Source organism: Methylocystis sp. WRRC1 (assembly GCF_020733155.1).
GTDB lineage: Bacteria > Pseudomonadota > Alphaproteobacteria > Rhizobiales > Beijerinckiaceae > Methylocystis.
Genome location: NZ_JAJFZJ010000001.1, coordinates 104,186 through 130,576, shown reverse-complemented (window position 1 = coordinate 130,576; position 26,391 = coordinate 104,186). Strand labels below are relative to the sequence as shown.

The window sequence follows — 26,391 nt, the reverse complement described above, 5'->3', positions numbered from 1 at the left end:
CCTAATCGTCATTCGCCATTCGTTGAAAGCGGGCGTATATGTGACCGCGCCCGCGCCCCTGTCAACGGCGGCGCCCGCCCTATCCTATACGGGCAGTTGAAACTCCCGCTCTCGAAGAGGTTCCCGTGTCTACAGAGGCGTCGTCCCCCCACTCCGCCAGCGTCAATCCCGAGGATGTCGCGCGGTTCAACCGCCTCGGCGAGCTGTGGTGGGACAAGTCCGGAAAGATGGGGATTTTGCATGACATCAACCCCATCCGCGTGACCTACATCCGCGACCACATTCGCCGGCTCCTGCTCAATGATCCGAAGGCCCTGAATGAATCCGGCGAGCGGCCCCTCGAAGGCGTGCGCATCGCCGACATCGGCTGCGGCGGCGGGATCCTCAGCGAATCGCTGGCGGAGCTCGGCGCCCGGGTGACGGGAATCGACCCGGCCCCGAACAATATCGCCGTCGCGAGCCGTCACGCCGAGAAATCCGGCCTGGACATCGACTATCGCAACATCACCGCCGAGGCGCTCGCCGAAACGGGCGAGCAGTTTGACGCCGTCGCCGCGCTGGAAGTGATCGAGCATGTCGAAGGCCCCGCGGAATTCATCGGTATGCTGGGACGGCTGGTGCGGCCGGGCGGCCTGTTGTTCCTCGCCACCATCGACCGGACGATGAAGAGTTACGTGTTCGCCATTCTCGGGGCGGAATATGTGCTCGGCTGGGTGCCAAAAGGCACGCATGACCACAACAAGTTCATCCGTCCGGACGAATTGTCCGCCTGGCTGCGCCGCGCCGGAATGCGGGAGATCGACCGCGCGGGCATGAGCTTCCAGCCGCTCACGCGAAGCTGGCGAAAGAGCCACGACACGGACGTCAATTACCTGATGGCCGCCAAAAAGGAGGGGTGACGCGCGAAGCGTCTTGTTCACGCTGGAGGTCAACAGTAAACTTCCGGCCGATGCGCAACGAATCGTCGTCCTACCGCTTTTCCCTTTTCGCCCTCGCCGCGGTCTTCGCGGCCTGCGCGAGCCTTTCCACGGCGCCGCACCCGGCTTTCGCGAAATCGAAGACCGAGTCCAAATCCAAGGCTGCGCCCGCGCAGACCGAGGAAGCCGCAACCGACGCGTCCAAGGATAAGACCGACAAGAAAGACAAGAAGGGTAAGAACGGCAAGGCTGACAAATCGGGCGACAAGGGCGCCGCCAAGCCCGAACAGCTCGGCTCCTATGGCGATTGGGGCGCCTATGCGGCGGAAGGCAGCAAGGACAAGACCTGCTACGCCCTCGGTCAACCCAAAGAGCGGCAGCCGAAAGCCAAGCTCAAGGACACGGCTGCACACATCTTCATATCCACCCGACCCGGCGAAGGAGTCCGCAACGAAGTTGCGATCGATCTCGGCTACGCCACCAAGGACGGCTCCGCAGCCTCCGCCGACATCGACGGCGACGGCTGGGAGCTGATCACGAAGGGCAACAACGCCTGGATCAAGGACCAATCGAAAGAAAAAGAGTTTGTCGGCGCGTTGCGCGGCGGCTCGAAGCTCGTCGTAAAGGCCTCCTCGGCCAAAGGCACTTCTACGACCGACACCTACTCCCTCAAGGGCCTTTCCGACGCCCTCGCTCGCGTGGCGCAGGAGTGTAAATAGGCGCGATCACGTCGCCTTTACGATTCGATTCTCCCCGGTCAAGCTTCCGCTCGCAGGACCAATGCGCGATCAATCCGCGCATTCAGTGGTCTTGCGCGCAGCCAAATCTTCGGACCAGTCAGTATAAATTTCATAAGACCAAACAAATTACCATCGATCTGAGCGCCAGTGGTCCTTGAGGATCATGGCTCTTACCGGCATTTCCCGTACATCCACGATGGCTTCCCCCTGTTGCTATCATGGAGAGCGACGGCGGCGTGGCAGAGGCCAAGCTGTCCGCCGGCGTCGCCCGTATTATTTTCGTATTTGTGCTCTGCCGTTCCATGACGGCGGAATACTTATACGTATTTTATGGTATATAAATTCATATAATGCTTTTGCTGTTCAGCATAATAAGTCCAGTTTATTTATATTTCAGAATAAATATGAGACCAGATCAAAAAATATCAGGACAATTTGGCGCAATTAGCGATTTTTTATTTGCGTTATTTTGAGCGCTGGGCTACGAAAGCCGGGCTGTGTTCAGCAAAAAAGCAAAGGGAGGAACACATGGCTCACAATGTTCACGGTGCGGCCGAGCTCGGCAAAATCCTGCTCTACGTCGCGGGCTTCGCGGCCTTCGTCGTTGTCGCGTTGACCTGGGTGCCGGAGTGGATTTCGCCGGACAGCGCCAACATCACCGGCAACACGGGCTCCACGGCTCGTATGATCAACTGATCCTGGTTGACAGCGACGTCCCGGGAGCCGTCCCTCCCGGGACGTTGCTGTTTTTTGACGGCGCTGAACTCGTTTGAAAAAAAGCGCCGAAGGCTGTTGCAAACCAAATCGGTTTGAGCCATAAGGACGCCGCGACGGACACACGACGTCGCAAACGGATGCGGGTGTAGCTCAGGGGTAGAGCACAACCTTGCCAAGGTTGGGGTCGAGGGTTCGAATCCCTTCGCCCGCTCCAAATGAAGCTCCGCGATAACCCAAAGCGGAGGTCGGGGTTTAATGCTGGTTGCGCGCTGCCCCGCGAAGATAAATCTCACTCTTCACATTCTCGGCCGTCGGGGCGACGGCTATCATGAGCTTGAAAGCCTCGTCGCTTTCACCGGCGCGGGAGACACGCTGGCGCTCGTACCCGGCCCAGAGCTCTCGCTCGACATTTCCGGTCCGACCGCCCCCGCCGCCGGCGGCGGCGACGACAATCTGGTCCTTCGCGCCGCCCGCAATCTCGCTGCCCGAATCGACGGCCTGACGCTCGGCGCCTTTCGTCTCGAAAAGCGGCTGCCCGTAGCGGCCGGAATCGGCGGCGGCTCATCGGACGCGGCGGCCGCGCTGCGACTTCTCGCCCGCGCCAATGGCCTTGCCCCCGACGATCCCCGGCTGCATGACGCCGCCCGCGCCACCGGCGCCGATGTGCCCGTCTGCCTTGGCGCGCGGGCTCGCATGATGCGCGGCGCCGGCGAATCGCTCGGCGAGGCTCTTCGACTGCCGCTATTGCCGGCGGTGCTCATCAATCCCGGCGTCCCGGTGGAGACACGCCCCGTCTTCGCCCGCCTGGGCCTGCAGCCCGGGGAGCGACTCGGCGGCGCTGCACATCCTGAAATTGCGTGCGGCGCTTCGGCCGAGGCGCTGTGGACAACTCTCGCCAAAGGCCGCAACGACCTCGAAGACGCCGCCTGCCTCCAGGCGCCTGTCATCGTCGATGTGCTCGCCGTGCTGCGCGCGGCGCGCGGCTGCAAGCTGGCGCGCATGTCGGGCTCCGGCGCCACCTGCTTCGCGCTTTTCGCTGCGCCAGGGGCCGCGGCGCGAGCCGCCCGCGCGATTCGCGCCCAGCACCCCGAATGGTGGGTGAAGACGGCGGCGCTGCGATGAGCCGTCGCCCGCCGCCAAAGGACCGCCAGCCGCGCCGCGAACGCCCGGGGCCCGTCCGGGATCGACCGCGAGGAGACCCCTCGCGCGTTCCGTTTCGCGGCCCCTCGCCGGAGGTGGTGACGATCTACGGCGCCCATGCGGTTCGTGAGGCGCTGAAGGCGCGCCGCCGCAAGCTGCTGACGCTCTACGCCACCGAGACCGCCCTGCCCCGAATCGCCGACCTCGCCCGGGAGGCCGGCGTCGAGCCGCGTGTTGTCGATGCGCGCGACCTCTCGCGCCATCTCGGCGACGAGGCCGTGCATCAAGGCCTGCTGCTCGAGGCGCGCCCCCTGCCGGAAGCCGGCGTCGGCGATATCGAGCCGAAAAGCGGGATCGTCCTCGCGCTCGACCAGATCACCGATCCGCACAATGTCGGCGCCATTCTGCGCACCGCCTGCGCCTTCGGAGTCGACGCGCTGATCGTTACGGAGCGGCACAGCCCCGAGTTCACCGGCGTGCTCGCCAAGGCGGCGTCCGGCGCGCTGGAGCATGTGACGATTGTCTCCGTGGTCAACCTCGCCCGCGCGCTCGACGAGTTGCGCGGGGCCGGCTATGGCGTCGTCGGGCTGGATTCTGAGGGCGCCGAACCGCTGGAGACGATCGCGCTGCCGAAGCCGCTGGCTTTGGTCCTCGGCGCCGAGGGAAAGGGCCTGCGCCGGCTCACGCGCGAGCGCTGCGACGCGATCGCCCGTCTGGACCTTCCCGGTCCGATCAAGAGCCTCAACGTCTCCAACGCCTGCGCCGCGGCGCTGAGCGTCGCGCATTTTCGGCTGCGTATTGCGATGCAGGATTGACCTTGCAGCGCCCTTGGACGATTAGAAGAGCGCAGACGCCGGTTTAGCTCAGCTGGTAGAGCAACTGATTTGTAATCAGTAGGTCGGGGGTTCGAATCCCTCAACCGGCACCAACAAAATCAACGAGTTAGGTTGGTTTTTTGGCCGCTGATCCGAAGTAAATCCGAGCTGATGTATGCACTGACGTAACACTCGGAATTTTCGGAAGCCCTTCACAGCCCCTCGCGACGCGCATTCGGCGGACCGATCAATCTCGAAAGGATTGATCTTGCTCACGCCCAAAACCATCCCTCCCGCCGGCGCGTCACTCGCGGCCCGCCGCCCCCTTCTCACGCCCGCCGGCGCATTCGATCGCGCCGCCATCATGTCCGACGCCCATCGTCAGCTTCGCCTTATGGCGTCGCACGGCTGGAGCTGGTCGCGCTGTCTCGCCTTCTCATGGGCGCGGGCGAAGGCGCAGCGCGGCGGCTTGCCGGCGCTCGTCATGGACGGCGGCGAGAGCTTCGTGGAGAAGACCGTTCAGAAATTGCGCGCTGTCCGCCAGACAATGTGCAGCGACGCGCCGCGCCGGCCGCCATCAGCCAATTCAGGGCTTGCAACTTAATCGCCGCCGTTACGCCGCGCGCGAGCCCGCCCGATCCGCCGGCGCAGCGCCGCCGCCGCTACTTTTCGAAAGGACGCCCGCCAATGCCCGCCCAATCTCCCGCGAAGTCCACGTCGCTGACCGATGCGCGCATCGCCAAGCTATCGTCTCGCGTCGGGTCTTACGAGCTGCCCGTCGAGTCCGGCCTTCGCGTCGTCATGCGCCCGTCCGGCGCGAAGTCCTTCAGCTTCCGCTACAGGTTCGGCGGCGTGTCGCGCAACATGACGCTCGGTCCGGCCTCGATTGGCGCCTTCAAATCGACGGCGGCTTCATTCGGCTCCGTCTTCTCCAGCCCAAACACGCCCGCCGCGCCTTCGAGCAACTGGCTGTTCCACGTCGTGATCCGGTTGGGGTGGACGTCGAACTGCTGCGCCAGTTCGGCCACCGTCTTCTCACTCTTGATCGCGGCCAAAGCCACTTTCGCCTTGAACGCCGGAGAAGGCGTCCGGCGGCTTCGCTTCGTCATCGAATGCTCCTGATTCCCGCCGAGAATCCTCGACGCCATCAGGCAGAAAATCCACTCAAGCTACTGTCCGAAATTCCGGGGCCAGCTCTCGGAGCAACTCGGATCGACGAAGCTAATACACCAGCGGCGATTTCCAGAAGCAACTCTCGACCTTCGGCATGTGTGGCTCCATCGGCCGGAACGGCGACTGCTGGAATGACGCCGTGAACGAAACGGTCTTCGGTTCGTTGAACGTCGAGCGACTGCACGGAGTGCGTTTTGTGACCCGCCGCGAGGTAAAAGGCGAGGTGATCGATTGGTTACGGTCTTACAATCACGGAAGGCTTCACTCGACGCGGGGTTATCTCAGCCCGATGGCCTTCGAGAAAAAATGGCTTGGCGACGATAAATAGCTCGCCGCATAATCTCTCAGCCAACGGAGACGCTGTACGAGAGCAAGGTCAGTGCGGACAGCTGATCGCGCCACAAAGCGAGGGTAACGAGTTATGGCCTGGGACTTCCTCAAATTGCGCGAGCGCCTTTCCAATCAAGCCATCTCACGTTCTGAAGCCATAAGTATATCTGACAATCTATTGCAAGTTGATCCCAACAACGCGGCCGGCCATGTGTTTCGTCTCGACCTCATCAAAGCGGAGGGCGACAAAAGGAAATATCTGGAAAAGTGCATCGAGGGTCTCCGGCAGCTCCCTACGGCGACGCCAATCGCGCGCCGTCTTTGCGAGGCGGTGCGCATGACGGGCGCCAATGAACAACAGATCTTTGCGATGCTCAAGCCTGAGCACTTCGCAAATGGCGATATTCACGGCCTGTATGACGATCTCTACCTAGCCGCCATCTCAGTTGGTGCCGAAGAAGTCGAGATCAGCGTATCAAAAAAAATGCTATTCTCTCGCGACCGACATTGGGAGCCACTGTCACAGGCCGCAAAGTTCTATCGTCGTAATCGCCAATTGTTCGAGACGATCGCCTCGCCTGGACGGCTCGCAAAGACTCTGACGGCATTGATTGATTCAGGCGAGAATGGGCGAGGCGCGTACCTAATCAGACTTGGCGACGGTGAGGGCAATATTATCGGCGGCTATCAGAACAATGACGCTTTCCGCTTGGGCGCGACCAAAGACGCATGCTCGCTCATCTGGGGTGAGGAATTGTCCACTGATGCCTTTGCGACCATGGCCAAGGGTTTGATCAAGGCCACCGCTAACGCCGACGCCATCGGGCTGGCCGACGGGAGGCGACTGGAGAGGCTGCTTCGCGAGGGAAAGTTTCGCGGCTTTGTTGGCGACATCGACGCTTGGAAGGCTTGCGCCTCGCATGCTGAAAGCAAACTCGTTCAGAACAACTTTCATCGATTTCAGACCCACGTCCTACTCAACGCCTTACGCGGCGCACGCTCGGTGTCGATGGTCGGGCCCTACGACGTCGGGGAGACGCTGCGGGCGAAGCAAATCAGCTGCGCAAAATTCTTCCAAATTCCACACGAGTCATCGAACATGATACACGGCGTCCCCGCTCTATTGAAATGGTATCGGGAAGAGTGGGCTGGAATTCATTTCGACCGCGAGGTCGTCGTGGTGGGCGGTGGTCCCATCGGTAAGATGATGTGCCAGGACGTCATCGCGAAGGGCGGGAGCCTAGCGATTGACATTGGAAGTCTATTCGACGAATTGACCGGTGTAAAGTATCCCTCCGTCGGCGGCCGCCTGGCGGTGAGCTCGGATTTCGGGATAGCTGGGTGACGGCTGGCGCGATGATCGTGTCCACTACTATTACAAGCGGACACTATCGCCGATGTCGCGCAACGATGACGATCCGCCGGCTCTCCGTCGCAAGCGCCGATCATGGGCTCTCGATGAGAAGCGCCGGATCGTCGGCGAGAGCCTCGAGGACGGCGCTTCGATCGCCGAGGTCGCACGACGCTACGACCTCAACGCCAACCAGCTCTTCACCTGGCGCCGGCAGTTCGGCCTCGATCTGGCTGCGCCGCAGGGACGCGCGCCGATCCTGCCGGTGACGATCACGCCGGACGCGACGGCGGAGTATTCCGCTCCAGGGTCGACCGGCCAGATGGAGATCGTGCTCGCCGACGGTGATCGGATCATTGTGTGGGCCGATGTCGAGACAGCCGCGCTGTCGCGGGTCGTGAAGGCGCTGCGCCGATGATCCCGTTGCCGGCGGGCTGCCGGGTCTGGATCGCGACCGGCCATACCGACATGCGGCGGGGCATGCGGGGCCTGGCGCTTCAGGTGCAGGAGCAGTTGAAGCGCGACCCTCACGCGGGCGACCTTTACATTTTCCGGGGTCGCCGCGGCGATCTCGCGAAAATCCTCTGGCACGACGGGATCGGGCTGTCGCTTTACGCCAAGCGGCTCGACCGCGGAAAGTTCATCTGGCCCTCGGCGAGCGCGGGCGCGGTGTCGATCTCGGCCGGGCAGATGGCCTATATGCTGGAAGGGATCGACTGGCGAAACCCGCAACTCACCTTCAGGCCGCAAAGCGCGGGGTGAGACGCAAAAAAGCTGGGGTCGTCTGCTGTTTGAGGCGCCACAAATCGCGGGTTTTGTGATTCACTTCGCCTCATGGACGCAGCCGCCCTTCTCGACGAAAACGCCGCGCTGAAAGCGCAGTTCGCCGTCGCGCTCGCGAAGGCGTCGGAAGACATGGCGCTGATCGCCGCGCAAAAGCTCCAGATCGCCAAATTGCAGCGCCAGATCTACGGGCAAAAGTCGGAGCGCTCGGCGCGGCTGCTCGATCAGTTGTCGCTCGAACTCGAAGAGCTGGAAGCGAGCGCGACCGAGGACGAACTCGCTGCGGAGCGCGCCGTCGCAAAGACGACCACCGTCGCCGGCTTCGAGCGCAAGCGGCCGGAGCGCAACACTTTTCCTGAGCATCTGCCGCGCGAGCGCGTGGTCGTCGAGGCGCCGACGACCTGCGCCTGCTGCGGTGGTTCGCGCCTGCGCAAGCTCGGCGAGGATGTGACGCGGACGCTGGAGACGACGCCGCGCCAGTGGAAGGTCATCGAGACCGTGCGGGAGAAGTTCACCTGCCGGGACTGCGAGAAGATCACCCAGGCGCCGGCGCCGTTCCATGTCGTTGCGCGCGGCTGGGCGGGGCCGAGCCTCTTGGCGATGATCGCCTTCGAGAAGTTTGGCCAGCATCAACCACTGAACCGTCAAGCCGAGCGCTATGCGCTCGAAGGCGCGCCGATCGCCTTGTCGACCATGGCCGACGCCGTCGGCTCCATCTGCGCCGCGCTCGATCCGCTGCGGCGTCTTGTCGAGGCGCATGTCCTCGCAGCCGAGCGGCTGCACGGGGACGACACCACGGTTCCTGTGCTGGCCAAGGGCAAGACCGACACAGGCCGCTGCTGGGTCTATGTGCGCGACGACGCGCCCTTCGGCGGCGCCGGGCCGCCGGCGGCGATGTTCTATTACTCGCGCGATCGGCGCGGCGAACATCCACAGGGCCATCTGGCGAACTGGTCCGGCATCCTGCAAGCCGACGCCTATGACGGCTACGGCAAGCTCTATCTGGCAGGGCGCGCGCCCGGCCCGATCCGCGAGGCCGCGTGCTGGGTCCATGCGAGGCGCCCGTTCTTCGCAATGGCGGACATCGACGAGAATGCGCGGCGCAAGGCTTCGGGCAAGAAGGAGATACCGCTGTCGCCGATCGCGATCGAGGTCGTTCGTCGGATCGACGCGCTGTTTGCGATCGAGCGGTCGATCAAAGGCAAGAGCGCGGAGGAACGCCTCGTCGTTCGACAGGCGTCGAGCCGCCCGCTCGTCGACGCGCTGGAAAGCTATCTGCGCGAACAACTCGCCAAACTCTCGCGCGGGCACGATCTCGCCAAGGCGATCCATTACATGCTGAAGCGCTGGCCGGCCTTCACGCTGTTCCTCGACGATGGGCGCGTCTGCTTGTCCAACAATGCCGCCGAGCGCGGCCTGCGCGGCATCGCTTTGGGAAGAAAGTCATGGTTGTTCTGCGGATCTGATCGCGGCGGTCAACGCGCCGCGGCGATGTACAGCCTCATCGTCACGGCGAAGATGAACGGCGTCGATCCGCAGACCTGGCTCGCCGACGTCCTCGCCCGCATCGCCGCGCACCCCGCGCATCGGCTCGATGAACTGCTGCCATGGAATTGGCGGAAGGCGCATATGAGCCATGCGCAAGCTGCTTAAGCCGAACGCCGCATTCTCCGAGGCCGAAAAAGCGCGCGTCACCGCCGCCTGCGAGCTGTTGATCAATGACTTCCTGAAGCCTCGCTTCCTGCCTTCGATCCAACCGACCGAGTTCAACTATCCGGTCGATATTCTCGGCAAATGGCACGGCGCCAAATATCGCCTCATCCAACGTTACCGTTCCGGCTTCCCCGACAATCAGGGCGAAGAGTTCGATGCGCCCTTCGCTCGCCTCGATTGGATCAGCCCCGACCGCTTCGACATTCAGTGGCGTCGCCACACCGGCGAGTGGTTCCGAGTCTATCGCGGCCTAAATCTACACAAGGCCATCGAAACTCTAAAATCCGACGGACTCCTGCATCCCGTATAAATTGGCAGATCGACCCGCCAATCATCCCGCACGCAGCGCCTGCGGCCTACGCCGGACGGCTACGGTGTAAAAGGGACACGGTGATTTCCACCCATAGTCTCACTGCGTCATAATCTTCTAGGTAAGATCGCATGCGGAGCCTCAACAGGTAGTCTCCGGTTGGGCCGAGGTGGCTGATTCGCGTGTGGAGCTTTATCCCGCCGTGCGGGCGATGTCAGTTGTATCTGTACATCCAGTTGGGCAACGCCTCGGCGCCGTGATCCGATGACGGATATGCTGTCGAATAGGCCCATTCGCGCAATGCGATGAACTGATGGGGGCGATGCTCCCTCCCCCAGCGTCGCAAGATCCTGGGCGGAGGGGGCATCCACCTCATCAGTTTATTTCCCACCCCGGGCGGGCGGGTGATCTCAAAAAATCGTTATCAACCATCTCATCGGTTCCTCCGGATTGAGCTGCTGCCGGTTTCGTGGACGCCGAGAAACGGTGTTTCATGAGGCCGGAGGTTTGTTATGGCGAGACGGATATTCAGTCGGGAGTTCAAGGTCGAGGCGGTTCGGTTGGTGAAGGAGCGCGGCGTCACCGTCGCGCAGGCCTGCCGCGATCTGGATGTGCATGAGAACGTGTTGCGGCGCTGGGTTCGGGAGCTGACGACGGATCCCGTGCAGGCCTTCCCCGGACACGGCCAGCAGAAGCCGGAGCAACTGGAGATCGAAAGGCTGCGCCGTGAGGTCGCCAAACTGCGGGCGGAGCGCGACATTCTAAAAAAGGCCGCAGCCTTCTTTGCGAGGGAAGCGAAATGAGGTTCGCTTTCGTCGCAAAGCACCGGAGCGTCTGGCCGGTGGCGTGGCTCTGCGAAGCGCTGGACGTGTCCCGATCGGGCTTTCACGCCTGGCTGCGTCGCGGGCCGAGCGCCCGATCGGTCGCGGACGAGGAGCTGACAAAGAAAATCCGCGCGAGCTTCGTGGGCAGCGCCCGAACCTACGGCGCCCGCCGCGTCTGGCGGGACGTTCTAGCCGAAGGCGTCTCCTGCGGCCTGCACAAGATCGAACGGTTGATGCGGGCAAACGCCTTGCGGGCGCGACCGCGTCGCCGGGGTCAGCCGAAGGACGACGGACAAAGGTCGGCGGTCGTCGCGCCGAATGTTCTCGACCGGCAGTTCGCCGCGCAAGCGCCGAACCAGAAGTGGATCGCCGACTTCACCTATATTTGGACGGCGGAAGGCTGGCTCTACGTCGCCGCAGTCATCGACCTGTTCTCGCGAAGGGTCGTCGGCTGGTCGATGAAAGCCGAGATGACCGCTGGTCTTGTCGCGGATGCATTGATGATGGCGATCTGGCGTCGCGGCAAGCCGGACGCCTTGCTGCATCACTCCGACAGGGGCAGCCAATATACGAGCGAGCAGTTCCAGCGCCTCATGGCCGACAATGGCGTCGTTTGCTCGATGAGCCGATCCGGCAATGTCTGGGACAATGCGGCGATGGAGAGCTTCTTCTCTTCACTGAAGACGGAGCGGATCGGGAAGAAACTCTACCGCACGCGTGACGACGCCCGGGCAGACGTCTTCGATTACGTCGAGCGGTTCTACAACCCCGTCCGCAGGCATTCGACGATCGGCTACGTCAGCCCGGTTGAGTTCGAAAAGAAGGTGGGAGTAACTTAACTCGGCGTCCACGAAACCGGCAGCAGCTCAGATCACAAGATATGAAACGATCCGTCCAAAGCTCCCACGCTACTGCATTCCATCAGATGCGGCGGCTCCTAGGCCGAAGGAATCTACCCAGAAACCGACACACGGCAAGAACGCAATATCTTTATCGTGTTTGGAATATCCGCGCCGAGCGCCCCGAAGCCGAGTCGCTTTACTGCGCCGTTATGTTCCACTCGGATGAGAGTCGCCCCTCCTTCGAATACATATTCATATTTCGCGAGGCCAGAAAAACCTTCGCCAAAATCAAGAATTATCGAGACGTTCACGGGCTTTTCGCCTTCCTGTTCTAAAACATATTCTTGACTATTTCCCACTTTATCGTCGCAATAAGAGATCACGAAATTATTCTTGAGAACTGATTTATTCCTCAAAAGCTGGACATAATCCGCATTATCGCCCGCATCCAATTTCGCGGGTCCAAGAAGTTGAATACGATGATAGACATTACTTGAAGGCAGATAACCACCGCCATCCCCCGTGATTTGTTCGATGGCGCGCTTCACGCTTTGGGCGCGGACATCTAGATCGAGCGCCGCACATAGCTCTTTGACAAAGCCCTCCTGATCAGCCACCGCTCGTTCATAGGAGATGAGAATGAAATTTGCGTTCTTGTCTTTCAAATACGGCATTATTCCATTGTAATAATCAGCTATTCGCGAAAAAGCAGTGGGAATATCCCGCTCTCCGTGCACCAGCAAACTGTCCATGTTTGCCACAGCGTTGCGAAACACGAACATCCAGATCGGCTTGCGCAGATTCAGTTCCCGGATTTTCGGGTTCACGTGAGCGCCAGGTAATTTGAACCCCCAGCGACCCATCCTCAAATTTTTTTCATTAACGTACTCCTGTAAAGGATCCTTCTGCATGACAATGAAATTTGGATCTTCATGGTTGATGACAGTGGGACCCATGTCTATCCCCAATTCTCTCACCACCCCCGCAACCATCGAAGTACCTCCACGCTGGACACCGCTAATGATGAGCGTGTAAGCAGATTCCGGCGCGAAATCGAGTTGAGTCAAAATGATATTTTTATCCCGATTGGCAAACATTCCTCGCTCGAGTATCATAAATTCGTCCGTTCCTTAGTTGATTCCCTGGCGCTTTCGCGCAAGTATCCTCACCCCTAGCCTAATGCAATCTACCCTAACCCCTTTGTTTAAGACAAGCGAATGCTACGGAAGGCAGTCGGCGCCGCCGAAATTTGGCGCGGAGCACGGAGCGCCGGTCACGCCTGAGCGCGACTTCGGACGATCCGGTCACATCCCGCGCAATGCTGACGCGCGCCGCCGGTTTTTATGGCCGCGTCTGACGTCGTCGGATTTACCGAAGTACGCAAGTCCGGGCTGATTTTGCGTTCATCCCCCGGGATTACAAAACGACACCTCATTTAACTGCGCTCGCATCATCCCGCGTACCCCATCGTCTCCATGCCACCGTCGGAATCGGAAAGGATCAGGTTGAGAACCGGCTAGGCGGGCTGCACGGTACTTTTTGGGTCCGTAGTCCGCCGCGACGTCGTTCGATAAAGTCGAAGCGCAAAATAGGGGCCCGCCGAATGACCGAGTACCTTTTTATGCGATTCGATCGCGCAACATCTGAAATTCATGGCGGCAGCCGTTTCGCGGTCAACATCTTGCTAATTTTTGCTCGAGAGGTACCGTTCACTTGCCGCTCCGACGACGAGATTCATGATCCACCTCTGGCCAATCTCGATCCAAGTTGGCTACGACTCGCCAGCAACCCGCCTTTCGGGAATCCGGCCAATCTGTCTTGCTAGCGCCGCGGCCGGGGATTCGGACAAATCGGTTTCCAGCATAGAGCAAATCGTCTCGGCCCAGTTATCCCATGATTCAATGTAAGGCGCCTGCCGGATATCTGACTTGCTTTCGACCTTCAGGAACCACGGGTAGAGTTTTTCGACCGCAACGGCGACGTCGTTTGTTCTTTCCACGGGAAATTCGCGATGGGCCTCGATGTCGGAGGCGATGACGGGCAAGCCCATCGCCAACGCCTGTCCGATTCCCAAATTATACCCCTCCCATTTGGAGAAATTCATGTAGAAATCGGCGGCAGCCAGCAACAACTCCATCATCTTGTCGGAGATATTGGCAAAAACGGCAATCCCATGTTGCTCGATCTCTTCGATATCCTGCTTGTCCCCCTTACCGGCGAGACAGAATAACACTTTGCCGTGGGTATCGGCGTGTCTGAACCAAAGTTCCTCCGCGACATCGATATATTTATCGACGCCCTTATAAAGGCGTTCCGCAGTGCCGAAGCGGCAAATATTCAAGACGACAAATTTCCCTTCCCATCCGAGTTCCTTACGTGCAGCCTCGCGCTTTTCTCGCAATTCCTCTGTCCATTGCGCGAGGTGTGAATTGCCAATGCGCGCAACGATAACGTCATAGTCGAGTGACTGATTTTTTATCGTCTCGGAAATCGCAAATATCCGTTTTGCAAGGGGCGCACAAAAACGCTTCTCCCAATTGATCGCGTCACGAGCGACTCTGTCAGGGAAAAGGTCAGAATTAGGTTCACCATAATCGACGAAATATACGAAGGGCGCCGGCCCCAGGTATCGCACGACGTTGAAAAAAGGCGGCGTGTGAACGATCACACAATCCACATTTTGGCGCACCGCAACGCCCGCAGCCAGAAGCGGCGTATCAACGATAATTCGCTGGCATTCGGAATAGTCAAAATCCCGCCGACTTGCCGGCCCCGCGACAATGACGTCATAGCCCTTCGCGACAAGTCGTCGAGCCTGCTCATACACCGCAACGGCGACGCCTGATCCGATTGCATGCGTGATCGACACAAGCATGATTCGTTTCCTCCGGTCGTTCGACGCGAGAACCCACGGCCGCACGCGTCGCGGAGGAAAGGCAAGATCGTCGATCTGAGTTTGAGATAAATTGGGGCTGTAAAAGGGATCGTTGCGGAAAAATTCGCTTGCCGCACGCCGCGTGTATATCGCCTCGCGAAGTTGCAGCGCCTTCTTTGCGAGCGTAACATCGAATCCGCGCGACTTGGATTCCAGATGATATAATAACGAATCGGCGATATAGACGTTACGCAACCCGACGGTGGCGCAATCGATACAAAACTTGATATCATTGAAAGCAACACGGAGAGTCTCGTCCAACCCGCCGACCATTTCATATACTTCTTTGCGGACTCCCAAACAGGCCCCCGTGATGGCGGTCAATTCCCGGGTGACATCGGTCGCGGATACATCTTCAGGCGATTTGCCGACATGGCGATGCGCCGCCAAACCCTCTACGCCGAGAACACAACCCGCATGTTGAATAGTGTCGTCGGGGTAAAGCAATCGGCAACCAACTGCACCGACATCCGGTTGGATACAGTGCTCAACAATTTTTTCGATCCAGTCTTCAGCAATAACGACAGTATCATTGTTGAGAAGAATCAGAACTTCGCCGGTCGCCTGCTTTGCCGCCAGATTGTTGAGATAAGCAAAGTTGAACGCGCAGGGTGCGGGAATGACTTTGATCCCGCACCCCCATCGTAGTTCCGAAAAATATGGCTTGGCAGCGGGAGTCGTCGAATCATTGTCGACAACAATGAACTCAAGCAACTCCCGAGGATAGGTCGACTTGGCAAAAATGCTGTCAAGGCAGTTTCGCAGCAGGTCGATTTTGTCGCGTGTCAGAATGATGATGCTGACGCGGGGCAGCGATTTGGAAGCAGACGACGCGGCGTTTGCGACATTGACTCTGGGAAGCGACGACTTTTCGTTCAGGCTGCATAGCACGAAAGGCACGTGAGCCACCCGTTTACGCGGTGAATGAAGAAGCGCATTCGCCAACGCATCGGCCGATCCATCCTGCAAATCTTTTATAATGGCGGAAATTTGGTTCCGCTTGAGCGCATCTGTGCTACATAAAACCGCCGGCCCGACATAAAAACTATTGCGCAGCAACGTCGGCGAATACGCCGGCTTCATGTGCGGAGAAAGCTGTTTCTCGCCTTCTCGCCAGCAATCATGATCGCCGTAAACGAAATCGATGTCGCCATGGCTGATCGCTTCTAACATGAGGTAGGACGAATGGGGAGCGAGAATCGCCGCCCCCTGAACAATCAGCACAGGGTCGCTCAGGGAAGACAACTGAGCTTGATCTCCCAAGACGGCAAAACCATGCTTTTCGATCAACGGCCTCACGATTGCCTGCGCCTGGCGGCTGGCATCATTACCGAAAAAAACCAGCGCCCTGATATTTTGCAGGGCCAGATCGCGCCACGACGCAAAAATGTGCCTGGCGTTCTCGCAAGCCAGCGCATCGAAGATATGCACGATGGTAATCGACCTGAAGCGCATACGGCGAGCGTGATCACGCATCAGGTCGAGATCGGATTCGTCGATCCGCTCAAAAAGCTCTCGCCACGCCGGATATTGATTCGCCGCCGGTGGCTTCAGGCCGAGCGCGTGTCCTTTTTTTACGTAATGCGCGAACGCCGACTCGTTCGCATCCATCAACTCGGCATACATCATAGAGTACAGCGAACTCGAAAACCCCGGGCCGGGGTCGCGCCCCTCTTTTAGTCCGGAAGAAATGAAATGGCTTAGAGGCTCGATTTCGGAGGCGCGGACGTCTGCATATGTCTTTAAATACCAGTTTCCATCGAAAAACTCCGATATAATCTCGTCCGGTGTTTTTTTGATCGGGGCTGTTTTTTGCAAATCGATTTCTACCGGGAGCGGATCTGTCTTTCGGATTAGACCGTCGAAGTCGTCACCTTTTTTCATAAAATGCTCCAGCGCGCCCATCCCTTCCAAATCGGAAAAGGCAGCTGCATATGCAGCGCTATTGAATGTCGGAGACGGACTCCTTAATTCCCGATCTCCATGACGACAAAAATGCTCAATCGGCTCTAGACCGCTCGCCCTGACATCAGGATAAGCTGTCAAATACCAATCTGGATCGAACAGGGCCGAATTAAGAAAGAGATTTTTCAATTCACGTATGTGTTGTTCGCGAGGATTTACAGTTCTGAATAACGCACTAAGTTTCATTGGAGTCGCCCAATCCCATTGTATGTATACAAGATAACCAAAACGCTTTCGCGTTGCAACAGCCCTGCTGGGTCTGGACGGCGCGCTCCCGTCACGACGGTTTCAAGGTCTCTGCGACGGTTCGTGAGCGCGGTCACATCTTCGGAGTCTCATGCGGAAATTTGTCCCCGGCCCCGGATGTTGCCCATCGATCCCTTGCCCAATCACAGTAAGTATCTCCAGGCAATGCTCGGGGCTTTATGATGTGAGCCACTCATAGCCCCTGCGCGGTCCCTGACGCGCGCGCGATTTTTTGGTTGCCTACAGGCGGCTGCGTAATATCAAAGCCACAGGTTCAGCTGCTCCAGTTGGGCGGGCTGGAGTTCCGGACTGTGGATATATTCCCGGATCACTTGCGCGGTCCATGGCTGAGACAGTTTCGTGTGAATTAAACCCTCATACTCATCGATTGGCACACTTCCTTATCGTGAGCTTAACAGCTTAGAACTGCAACTTCCGACGATGGGCCGCTAAAAAGCGTCCGGTACCTGCTGCTATTACGCCAGGGCAACGGAACTCTTTTATTGTTTAGCCAAGGCGAAGTAGCGGTTGAAACGGTACATCTCATCGAGTCGCATTCCTGCATCTGGTGGCCGGCCCAGTCCGGCTGACGCGAATTACCCTGCACCAGTCTCCGGTCGATTTGTCGCGATGGCGGATCACAGGAATCAAGCAGGCCTGGCCTGCCAGATGGCGCGGCCGCGCGCCGGGCGCTTTTTGTCCGCGCGTCGCCTAGGACGTTGGTTCCCGCCGTAAGTAGAGCCTTTTCCAATTTGCTCATGATAGTGGAAAACGCGCGCTTCAAGGCGTGATCCATCTCGTTCCTCCGTGTGCGAAGTGCGCTTTGTCCTCCCGGTTAGGAAAAACGCGAATTTGTCGCATGCATAGTGACGCATCGCCGCTGACGCACCACTTCCACAATCAGTTAATAGACTTGTCGATAGCCACCTTATCATTTGTATTTTTTGAGTAGCTCGGATAAAGACGCTGCCAATGAAAGGCGACGTTCTCTCATCGGGAATGTATGTAACCTCAACCGTTACAATAGCGATGCTTGTGCATATTCGTGCACGGCATTAACCGTGACGCTTATGTAGCCGGAGAAAGCCAATGAATGGGTTTTGCTCTTAATCTCCATCGTGCATGAAATTTTGCGAATATCTGCTTTCGTCGGCCGACGCCGGATAGTTTGAATAGCGGGCGGGTAAATCGTCATTTCTCGCAAGGGTTCCTGGGATGCCATTACTAGAGTCAGAAATTTGGATCAGAGCCATCGGCATTTGATGGGGTGTAGTTGCTTCGATTGAAACTGAGATTGTAAGAGTCGCAAGAGGAGGATGACGCCGCCGTGCCAGTTGCTTTGCCGGAATCTGGATCAAATCTATCCGAAACGGACGTGCGTCAGGCGCAGACCCGGGAGCCAGACGTGAGCGTAACCGCGGACGACGACGTCGGCGCGCTAGATGCTAAATCGGCGCCGGCCGACGTGCAACGTCCCGTAGACTGCGATGATTCATTCGATGAGGAATTGTATTTGCTGTGCAATCCGGATGTCGCGCAGGCTCTCGAGCGCGGCGTCGTCCAAAGCGGTCGGGCGCATTGGCTGGCCAACGGAGAGGCGGAGCGCAGGCACGAGCAGCCGACAATATGCGAGGATCAACTTTACGAGAGTGCGCCCGTTCGCAGCGAGCCAGACTACGATGTCGTGACATGGGATTTCGACTCCGTCGAGTATTCTTTAATTTACGACGATCTTGCCAGAATATTCGGTTTCGATCATGAACGCTGCCGGCAACATTGGATCGCCGCCGGACGCCGCGAAGGTCGATATGGTCCCGGCGTTCGCCTGTTCGCGGAGCGCGAGGCCTCCCTCGAAAAAGTTCTGCAAAAGCCCTTCGGCATCAATATTTACGGCCCCTTCGCCGCGATCAGCGGTTTGGGGGCCGCCGCACGAAACCTGCTCGCCGCTATCAGAACGAGCGGCGTTCCATACGACCTGCATATCTTCGACGTGTCCAGGGGCGCTCCTCGCATAACGCCCGCCGAGAGAAAAAGACCTGGAAAATATCGGGTCAATCTCATTCTTGCCAACGCTGATCAGATCGAGAACCTGGTTCGTATGTATCCGGCGGGATATTTCGATCACTATTACAACATCACGCAATGGGCATGGGAGCTGGCTGCCTTTCGGCCAGATTGGTACGCCTGTTTTGGCGCCGTGGATGAAGTATGGACCTATAGTTCCTTCGTCGCCGAGTCGATCTCGGCCATCGCGCCAGTGCCGGTTGCCAAGGTTCCAATCCCGATCGTAACGCCGCAGATTTCCGCGACGTCCCGCGACGACGCAAGGAGACGTTTCGCGATCCCGCGCGACAAATTCGTCTTTCTCACCGTGTTCGACGTCGGCAGCACGTCGGCGCGAAAAAACCCCGATTCCGTGATCAATGCCTTTCGCGCAGCCTTTTCGGAGGTCGAGCAGGCGTTCCTCGTCGTCAAGCTTCACTTGCCAGGCAATGTCGACCGCGATCTTCTCCACGATCTCCGCAAAGAGATGGAAGACATCCCCAACGCCACTCTGATTGTCGCGCGCTTATCCGAGCACGAAATGGAAATGCTCCGAGAGGCGTCGGACTGCCTCGTCTCTGCGCACAGAAGCGAGGGCTATGGTCTCAACATCGCTGAGTTCATGGCGCTCGGCAAGGACGTGGTGGCTACAAACTATTCTGGTAATACAGAGTTCTTCTCCGAATCTACTGGCTACGCTGTCGATTATCGCCTCGTCGAGATCGAGACGCAAGCCGGCCCTTATCTGCCCGGATATGTCTGGGCGGAGCCGAATTTCGACTCCCTCGTCGACCAGATGAAACAAGCTTTCGCAGACCGTGGGCGGGCTCAGCGTCGTGAAGCGGCGATAGCGCGCGTGCAGGAATTTTCACCGAAGGCGATCGGCGAGATCATTCGGGCGCGTCTGATGGACCTTCAGCTGAACGCGGAAGCGAGCGCTGTCGAGCCGAAGTTCGCGCGATATCTCGGCGCTTCTCGCGACGTGGGGCTGCCGACAGCCTGCCGCCCAATGTCGTATGAAACCCGCGATGAGCTATCGAAGCTGGTATATCGGCCCCGTTTTTCGATCATTGTGCCGGTTTATAATGTTTCCCCCTCATATCTTCGTCAGTGCATCGACTCGGTCCGCTCGCAAAACTACCCATTCTGGGAACTGTGCCTTTGCGACGACGGTTCCACGAACCCGGAAACCGTTGCGGAGCTTGAATCCTTCCGTGGCCGCGACCCCCGGATAAGAATTCGACGGCTCGAGGTCAACACGGGAATTTCCAACGCCTCCAACGCGGCTGCTGAATTCGCGACCGGCCAATTCCTCATTTTGCTCGATAACGACGACGTAATCCTGCCGGACGCACTGATGGAGGTCGTGCGGGCTTTGAACAAAAACGCCCTGCTCGACTGCATCTATACGGATGAAGAGAAGATCGATGAAAACGGCAATCTAATCGACCACTTCCTGAAACCTGACTGGTCGCCGGAACATCTCGAGTCCGTCATGTACGTGCTCCACATGCTCGTGGTTCGCAAGCAACTGTTCTTCGAGCTTGGCGGCTTCCGGTCCGAATATGACGGCGCGCAGGATTTTGACCTAATGCTTCGGGTTTCCCGAGCGACGGAGCGGATCCATCACATTCAGAAGGTTGTCTATAAGTGGCGCGCGATACCGGGTTCCGCAGCCGCCGTGGTCGACGCCAAACCTTATGCGCTTGAGGCGGGATTCCGGGCCCTGACCGAGCACGCGCAGATCAAATATGGAACGCGCGCCCGCGTCGAAAAGGGGCTGCTGCCGGGGACCTTCCGCATGCGTCGCCCGCTACGGGAGGACGCCGCCGTAACGCTCCTGATCCTCACCAACAATGGCGAAATTGATCTGCCGAACCGCGGGCGTATTCGGCTCATCGACAACTTCGTAGATTCGATCCTGGCGAATACGGCATACCCGGATTACGAGATCATAGTGGTTGATAACTCGCGCCTTTCGTTGGAACAGCGCGAGCGCTTTGCAAACCTCGGTGTCCGAGTCGAGAATTTCACCGGGTCAATCGTTCCGTTCAATTACTCCGCCAAGGCGAATTTCTCCGTTCGGTGTGCGCGGACTGAGCATATTGTCATATTGAACGACGACATGGAGGTGTTGGACGACGGGTGGCTGACCGTGTTGATGGAATTCGCGCAGGATGAAAATATTGGCGGTGTTGGCGCGAGGCTGTTGCATGCCGACGGAACCATCCAGCATGTCGGCATGGTTCTTGGCGTGAACAGCGGCGCGGCGCACCCCTATCATGGATTCCCGGGCGATTTCGTCGGCTACAACGGATTTACCCATCTGATACGAAATTATTCCGCCGTCACCGGCGCCTGCTTCGCGACGCGCAAGAGCGTCATGGCGCTGGCGGGCGGCTTCGACGAGAGCCTCGCAGTTGATTTCAACGATACGGACTTGTGCCTGCGGATCCTGGAGTGCGGCTACCGGATCGTCTATACGCCTTATGCTTCGCTGACCCACTTCGAGAGCGCCTCGGCGAAGCGCACGATGCAAAATCCGGCGGAGGTGACGCTCTTCACTAGCAGGTGGCGCAAATATATCGAGAATGATCCGTATTACAATATCGAGCTGTCGAGAGCCCGTATCGACTATGCGCTTTCGGATGACCCGAGGCGTCGCTTTCGCCGCGGCGCCGGGACACGCTGTCCGACCTGAATCTGAAACGCGCCACGGCCAGGCGCGACCGTCAAGAGTCTGATAGTGTCCCGCGCCCTATCAGAACCGCTCTGCTTCAGTGCAAGTCGGTATGAAGCAAGGATTCTGACGCATATCTGGACGTTTCCGAATGGGCCTGCCGGCGACGCCGCGCTGAAAAGATTGATGAGGCGGGCCTGCGCCGCACGTCCATGGCGCCCGTGTAAAACTTGGTCGGACCGATAGAATGTTATAACATTCACCCTCGGGAAACAAACACATATCAGGTGGCAAATGCTCGGAATCGAGGAAATCAGAGGCGAAATTCCCGGCGAGCGCCAAACGCCGGATTTAACGCCCGCGACTAATTCAACGAAACAACGGCGCGGACGCTGGAAAAAGGGCGAGTGCGGCAATCGGCGCGGCAGGCCGCGCGGCACTTACAGCGCGCGCATGTCGCCGCTCAAGCGGATGCTGGACGGCGACGCGAAGGCGATCCTTCAGGCGACAATCGATGCAGCGAAGAGCGGCGACGTAGGCGCGCAACGGTTGTTACTGGATCGGCTGTTGCCCCGCGAGCGGCTGATTAAAGTTGCGTTGCCGCGCATTCGCTGCGTCACCGACGCGCTTGAAGCGTTGGCGCGCATTCTTCACGCGACCGCTGCGGGCGTGCTGTCGCCTTCCGAGGGCTCCGCAATGGCGGCGCTGACAGGGCGTTACCTCGAAATCGACGCCATGCAACGACTGGAGGAAAGAATAGCCCAGCTTGAGGCGGAGCGTTCAGCGTGAAATTGCGGGCGCTCGCGCGGCGGATTCAGCGGCTGGAGCGCGTGGGGCCGCCGACGCCCGGCGGCATTCGGATCGGGCGCGGCATGGCGGGCCTGCGGGCGGCGCTGGAGCGGCTTGACGGCTTGACGGCGGCCCGAGAACTGCCCAGACAGCCGCCGGACGCGTCGGCGGGGCTTCTGGCGGCCCGGGCGGGCGATGACGGGGCGGGCGATGACGGGCCAGAAGGCGATACGGACGCGGCGACGGCCGAACCGCACGCCGACGCGGCGCACGGCTGAAGGCTCCCGCCGACGCGGCGCGAAATTCCCGCCACGGACTTCCCGAAGCGCGCACACTGTCTGTAGGACAATGTGCAGGCCGGCAAAACGCCAGTGTTTGCAGGGTGTTGCGCTCATTGCGCGTCGGCGGCCGCGCGGAAAGTAACGCTGGCGGCGTCGTTTCGACGGCGTTTCGGGCTCCGGCGGACCGCTCCCGGCGGCTTGTCCGCGCCCGCGCCGAACGCCCGAACCGACGCCCGCCGACGCCAGCCGCCGAACCGACGCCAGCCGAACCAATCCCCTCGCCGGCCGGCGGAAATGCGCGAATGCCGGCCAAGCCCGAGACAGGAATCGGGATTGCAAACAAACTGTCGCCCGGAAAGGCCCGGAAAACGTAGGGGTCGAGAATTTTCCCGCCAATTTGGCGGGAAGGCCAAGACCTAGTTCTGCCAAGTTGGCAGAGCTTGGCCTTCCGGCCAAATTGGCCGGAAAGGACAAGACCTAGCAGGGACAGCGGCGCAGCCCGACGGCGGCGCTTCTGGCCAAGACCGAGACAGGAATCCGGATGGTAGACAGCCCATCGCCCGGAAAGGCCCGGAAAACATAGGGGCGCTGAATTTTCCGCTCAAATTGAGCGGAAAGCCAAGCTTAAAACTCATCCTGACAACTGCGGCCGGGGGCGGCGGAGCGGCGGCGTGTCGGCTTCACGGCCGGCGGCGCGGCATGCGTTCGCGGCCGGCATTCTCCCCCAGCTCAACGGCGGCCCGGCGGGGCCTCGCGCCTTCCGGCGGGGGCTCCCGGCGGGGCTTCCCGCCAGCGCTTCACGGCCGGCGGGGCGGCGCGCGGCGACACGCCCTCCCGGCGGTCATTCCCCTCCCCGGCGGGAGTTTCCCGGCGGGAGTTTGTCACGTTTGACACGGAGTCACGGCAAAAAACGCCCCTACTCTTTTCTATACATTTTTTGACTCTCAGGACTCTGCCTACAGTCCTATTTTTCGTATTTCCACTAGTCTTCTATATTTATTTTGTGACATAGTGACATATGTGACAAAAAAGGAAGAATAAGAAGGAAAATCAGCAACTTGCCAGTGACGTTCAAGCTAAGCAATTTTCATGACATTCGCCCGAAAAGCGTGACATTCGCCCGAAAAGCGTGACATGCTCAAGCTTAATCTGCGCAGGCATTTTTGTGACACGTCACGTTTTTCCGCGCGTCTGCGTCACGTTTTCCGGGGCGTCCACGTGACATTTCGGGCGTCCGCCTGCCTCCCCTCGGGGCTCCCCGGCGCACAAAAAAGGGCGGCCGAAGCCGCCCCTGAATCCGCCCGCCGCGCCGCTCAATCTTCGGCGGCGGCGTCGGGCATAAGCTCGATTTCCTCGCGCGTCTTGCGCCCGTGCTGCGATAACAGCACTTCGGCCGCGAACATGCTCAAGGTGTCCCGCAGGACCAGCACAGGCGGCGCGCCGCCGCCGAGCAGTTCCACGTGCAGCCAATAGGCGATGCGCTCGGCATCCGCGTGAGCCCAACATCGCCGCGTGCGGTTCAGTTCTTGAATTTCAGACTTTGACAAGGGCCGCGTGTCGCCGTTGTCCGTCGTCATCTGGGCATTCTTGAGCAAACAGGCCCGTCGCGAGTCGCTTTGCCAGCCCTTCTTACGAAACCACGCGGCAACTTTGCCCTTCGGCACTCCCCGCAGCCCGGGGACATGGTTGCACATTTGAAGCAACGTGTTTGGCGTCATCGCCACGTGGCGTTCGTCGAGATAAGGCCCTAACATTTCCTCAAGCGTGCTTTCATACGGAGACTCGCGATAATACTCCGCATTGTTGCGCTGTATCTCTGCTTGCAGTTCCTTGTCGTCAATCCAATGCGGCTCGTTTTTAAGAATGCGTGTGACAGCTTCTCCCAACAATTGCGGGCGCATTTCGGCGACGTGCTCCGGAATCGAGCGCCCGTCCGGCATTTCGCGAGCGGCAACTAAATCGCAAACGATGTAACGCCGCGAGCCGGTAGAATCGTTCAGGAATTCGATTTCGTTTGTTGTGCCCACCATATTATAAGATCGCGGTATCGAGCGCGGGAACTTGTCATAGGAGAAGCGAATTTCGTCAACTTTACGCGAGATAAACGCCTTGATGGCTTCATTTTCAGCGCGGCGCATTGCGTTCAGTTCGCTAATCTCTATCAGCATTTTTCCGACGCAATATTTTGCAGCTTCCACCGCATTCGATAGCTCCGGCACGTGGTCGCCAAAGCGCCCGGGCTCGCAACACGCTTCTAGCGTGGTTGATTTCACTATTCCCTGTATTCCGGCGAGAACCACAACGATATCGCATTTGGCCCCGGGCTCCAGTGAGCGTTTGGCCATCTGCAAAAACAATATACGCCCGGCGATGGCCGCCATCTTCTCGTTTTTGACATGAAAATATGTCTTGAAAAAATCGTCGATGCGCGGCACGCCATCCCATTGGCCGGCATATTTCAGCAATTGCTCGGCGAGCTTGTTGCGCGGGTTTTTCGAGGCCATCAATTGCAGCGCCTCGTAAACCATCGATTTCGTAACGCCATGCCATTTCGAAAACGTCGGGCAACCGAGCTTTTTCCGCTGAAGCTCCCCTAATATGTCCAATATGTCGGCGTCTTCAATCAACCTCGGCAACGGGCGGCGTCCGGTTATGCCGGGGAATTCGGAGTCAATACACATGCGCCCGGTTGTCACGTCAAGGTAGACATGCGGAACGCCGTCGGATTCTAGCAGGGCGACGATATTGATAATGCTAACATCAACGTCGCCCGTGCGGCGCTCGGTTGTCAGCGCCTGCGTCGTGTCGCGCTCGGGCGTCAGCAATTGCTCTAGGCGGTCCGCTTCCGTGACGCCTTCCGGCAACGGGTCTGCATCGTCCCATGATACGGGCGCGCCTTCCGGCGGATGGGCAAGATACACTTTCTGCCCCGGGCAGATTTTACGGATACCGGCCGCCGCCGCGTAGCCCTCGCTCCATCCGGCGGCGTCATTGTCGACAACCCATGTCACGACGCCGATTTCGCGCCAATCGATCAATTCGTCATTGTGGCCCGGTGTGCATAACGCGTGCTCGCGTGGCAGGCCGAATGACCAGTTGATGCGATGGATGGCCGCCGCGCCGCCAAACACGGGGCAAACTACGGCAATCATATTTTTGAGTGCGAGCAGGCGGTCGCGAGCTTCCGGCGTGTTCAGCCGGGCGCGAAGGGCTGCGGCGGTCTTCGCGCCCTCGCAAAGCCAAACGCCGACGGGCCGGCCGGTTTCGCGATGCTTCTGAATCGCCTTTACGAGCCCGACATAATTCCCCGGAATCAGGAGACCGTTTTGCGCCAGTGCGCGCCAGCGGTCTGTAATAAAGCTTTGGCCGTTTTCAGCGGCGCGCGACAATATGGTGTGGCGTTTCGAGCCGGGCGCGGCGTTCGGCGAGCGCGGTTCAGTCCGCACGTCGAGAAATATCGCGCAACCGCTGTAACCTTCCACGCGGGTGACGCTGATGATTTCTTCCTTGGTCCCGTTAAATCGCGCATGGTCATCATTGAAATAGCCCGCGCGCGTCGCGGCGTCCGTGGTGCGAATCATCGCCTGTTCGGCGGCGAGCCGGGCGGCGCGGGTGTCGGCGTCCGGCGGGAGCAATGAATCGTCGCCGTTGGGATAAAAGAACGGTTGCTGTTCAAACTCGTCGCGGTGCGGCCCGGCGGTTGCGACTTGGTGGGTGGTTGCTGTGTAATCGCGTCGGCGACTCCAATTGGACATGTCAGCGCCCTCCCGACAGCGAGAGAACGCGAGCCCGCGCGG

Annotated in this window: 19 protein-coding genes, 2 tRNA genes and 1 pseudogene; 18 read left to right on the top strand and 4 right to left on the bottom strand. The window is 59.3% G+C overall.

Going from position 1 to position 26,391, the window contains the following annotated elements; all coding sequences use genetic code 11:
- The first annotated feature begins 125 nt into the window (after nucleotides 1–125).
- The 8 genes from ubiG (at nucleotide 126) to LG047_RS00585 (ending at nucleotide 4,933) form a co-directional block, all read left to right on the top strand.
- Nucleotides 126–899, top strand: a complete 774-nt coding sequence (ubiG, locus tag LG047_RS00620) for a bifunctional 2-polyprenyl-6-hydroxyphenol methylase/3-demethylubiquinol 3-O-methyltransferase UbiG (RefSeq protein WP_227964470.1) — start codon at nucleotides 126–128, stop codon at nucleotides 897–899.
- Between the two features lie 50 nt (nucleotides 900–949).
- A complete protein-coding gene (locus LG047_RS00615; protein WP_227964467.1) occupies nucleotides 950–1,636 on the top strand; it encodes an invasion associated locus B family protein in 687 nt (228 codons plus the stop codon).
- A 549-nt stretch (nucleotides 1,637–2,185) separates the two neighbouring features.
- Nucleotides 2,186–2,353 carry a hypothetical protein gene (locus tag LG047_RS00610; RefSeq protein ID WP_192815573.1) on the top strand — a complete coding sequence of 56 codons (168 nt, stop codon included), beginning with the start codon at nucleotides 2,186–2,188 and terminating at the stop codon, nucleotides 2,351–2,353.
- A 160-nt stretch (nucleotides 2,354–2,513) separates the two neighbouring features.
- Nucleotides 2,514–2,588: transfer RNA gene (locus LG047_RS00605), tRNA-Gly, on the top strand.
- Between the two features lie 41 nt (nucleotides 2,589–2,629).
- Nucleotides 2,630–3,496 (top strand): 4-(cytidine 5'-diphospho)-2-C-methyl-D-erythritol kinase, encoded by an 867-nt coding sequence (locus LG047_RS00600; protein ID WP_227964464.1) that lies wholly within the window; start codon nucleotides 2,630–2,632, stop codon nucleotides 3,494–3,496.
- On the top strand, nucleotides 3,493–4,329 hold the full coding sequence (gene rlmB, locus LG047_RS00595) for a 23S rRNA (guanosine(2251)-2'-O)-methyltransferase RlmB (protein ID WP_227964462.1): 837 nt from the start codon (nucleotides 3,493–3,495) through the stop codon (nucleotides 4,327–4,329). Before LG047_RS00600 ends, rlmB begins: the two co-directional genes overlap by 4 nt.
- A 37-nt stretch (nucleotides 4,330–4,366) precedes the next feature.
- Nucleotides 4,367–4,442: transfer RNA gene (locus LG047_RS00590), tRNA-Thr, on the top strand.
- A gap of 155 nt (nucleotides 4,443–4,597) precedes the next feature.
- The gene (locus LG047_RS00585) at nucleotides 4,598–4,933 is read left to right on the top strand and encodes a hypothetical protein (protein ID WP_227964460.1); all 336 of its coding nucleotides are present in this window, start codon (nucleotides 4,598–4,600) and stop codon (nucleotides 4,931–4,933) included.
- Nucleotides 4,934–5,222: 289 nt separating this feature from the next.
- On the opposite strand, the pseudogene LG047_RS00580 reads toward LG047_RS00585, so the two are convergent.
- Nucleotides 5,223–5,438 (bottom strand): annotated as a pseudogene (locus tag LG047_RS00580) (transposase); the annotation flags it as partial.
- Between the two features lie 158 nt (nucleotides 5,439–5,596).
- Here LG047_RS00580 and LG047_RS00575 point away from each other — a divergent pair.
- From LG047_RS00575 to LG047_RS00545, 7 genes are all read left to right on the top strand, one after another.
- Nucleotides 5,597–5,830, top strand: a complete 234-nt coding sequence (locus LG047_RS00575) for an IS3 family transposase (protein WP_227964457.1) — start codon at nucleotides 5,597–5,599, stop codon at nucleotides 5,828–5,830.
- Nucleotides 5,831–5,923: 93 nt separating this feature from the next.
- A complete protein-coding gene (locus tag LG047_RS00570; RefSeq protein ID WP_227964455.1) occupies nucleotides 5,924–7,177 on the top strand; it encodes a hypothetical protein in 1,254 nt (417 codons plus the stop codon).
- A 52-nt stretch (nucleotides 7,178–7,229) separates the two neighbouring features.
- Nucleotides 7,230–7,601, top strand: a complete 372-nt coding sequence (locus LG047_RS00565) for a transposase (RefSeq protein WP_227964452.1) — start codon at nucleotides 7,230–7,232, stop codon at nucleotides 7,599–7,601.
- A complete protein-coding gene (tnpB, locus tag LG047_RS00560; RefSeq protein WP_227964450.1) occupies nucleotides 7,598–7,945 on the top strand; it encodes an IS66 family insertion sequence element accessory protein TnpB in 348 nt (115 codons plus the stop codon). The genes LG047_RS00565 and tnpB overlap by 4 nt, the downstream gene beginning before the upstream one ends.
- 72 nt (nucleotides 7,946–8,017) lie before the next feature.
- A complete protein-coding gene (locus LG047_RS00555) occupies nucleotides 8,018–9,619 on the top strand; it encodes an IS66 family transposase (RefSeq protein ID WP_227964447.1) in 1,602 nt (533 codons plus the stop codon).
- The gene (locus LG047_RS00550) at nucleotides 9,603–9,989 is read left to right on the top strand and encodes a hypothetical protein (protein WP_227964445.1); all 387 of its coding nucleotides are present in this window, start codon (nucleotides 9,603–9,605) and stop codon (nucleotides 9,987–9,989) included. Before LG047_RS00555 ends, LG047_RS00550 begins: the two co-directional genes overlap by 17 nt.
- A 512-nt stretch (nucleotides 9,990–10,501) precedes the next feature.
- A protein-coding gene (locus LG047_RS00545) for an IS3 family transposase (RefSeq protein WP_370634952.1) occupies nucleotides 10,502–11,652 on the top strand; the annotation gives its coding sequence in 2 pieces (ribosomal slippage) (nucleotides 10,502–10,763 and nucleotides 10,763–11,652; 1,152 coding nt in all).
- A 113-nt stretch (nucleotides 11,653–11,765) separates the two neighbouring features.
- Here LG047_RS00545 and LG047_RS00540 read toward each other — a convergent pair.
- Nucleotides 11,766–12,752 carry a hypothetical protein gene (locus LG047_RS00540; RefSeq protein ID WP_227964439.1) on the bottom strand — a complete coding sequence of 329 codons (987 nt, stop codon included), beginning with the start codon at nucleotides 12,750–12,752 and terminating at the stop codon, nucleotides 11,766–11,768.
- 674 nt (nucleotides 12,753–13,426) lie between these two features.
- Nucleotides 13,427–16,741: a glycosyltransferase gene (locus LG047_RS00535; RefSeq protein WP_227964436.1), complete on the bottom strand. Its 3,315-nt coding sequence runs from the start codon at nucleotides 16,739–16,741 to the stop codon at nucleotides 13,427–13,429.
- A 1,465-nt stretch (nucleotides 16,742–18,206) separates the two neighbouring features.
- On the opposite strand from LG047_RS00535, the gene LG047_RS00530 reads away from it, so the two are divergent.
- The 3 genes from LG047_RS00530 (at nucleotide 18,207) to LG047_RS00520 (ending at nucleotide 22,591) form a co-directional block, all read left to right on the top strand.
- Nucleotides 18,207–21,545 (top strand): glycosyltransferase, encoded by a 3,339-nt coding sequence (locus LG047_RS00530; protein ID WP_227964434.1) that lies wholly within the window; start codon nucleotides 18,207–18,209, stop codon nucleotides 21,543–21,545.
- A gap of 273 nt (nucleotides 21,546–21,818) precedes the next feature.
- On the top strand, nucleotides 21,819–22,313 hold the full coding sequence (locus LG047_RS00525; protein ID WP_051134340.1) for a DUF5681 domain-containing protein: 495 nt from the start codon (nucleotides 21,819–21,821) through the stop codon (nucleotides 22,311–22,313).
- Entirely contained in the window at nucleotides 22,310–22,591 is a 282-nt protein-coding gene (locus tag LG047_RS00520) for a hypothetical protein (RefSeq protein WP_227964431.1), read from the top strand. Before LG047_RS00525 ends, LG047_RS00520 begins: the two co-directional genes overlap by 4 nt.
- Nucleotides 22,592–23,907: 1,316 nt before the next feature.
- Here LG047_RS00520 and LG047_RS00515 read toward each other — a convergent pair.
- Nucleotides 23,908–26,349, bottom strand: coding sequence for a virulence-associated E family protein (locus tag LG047_RS00515; RefSeq protein WP_227964428.1), 2,442 nt, complete (start codon nucleotides 26,347–26,349; stop codon nucleotides 23,908–23,910).
- Nucleotides 26,350–26,391: the final 42 nt, after the last annotated feature.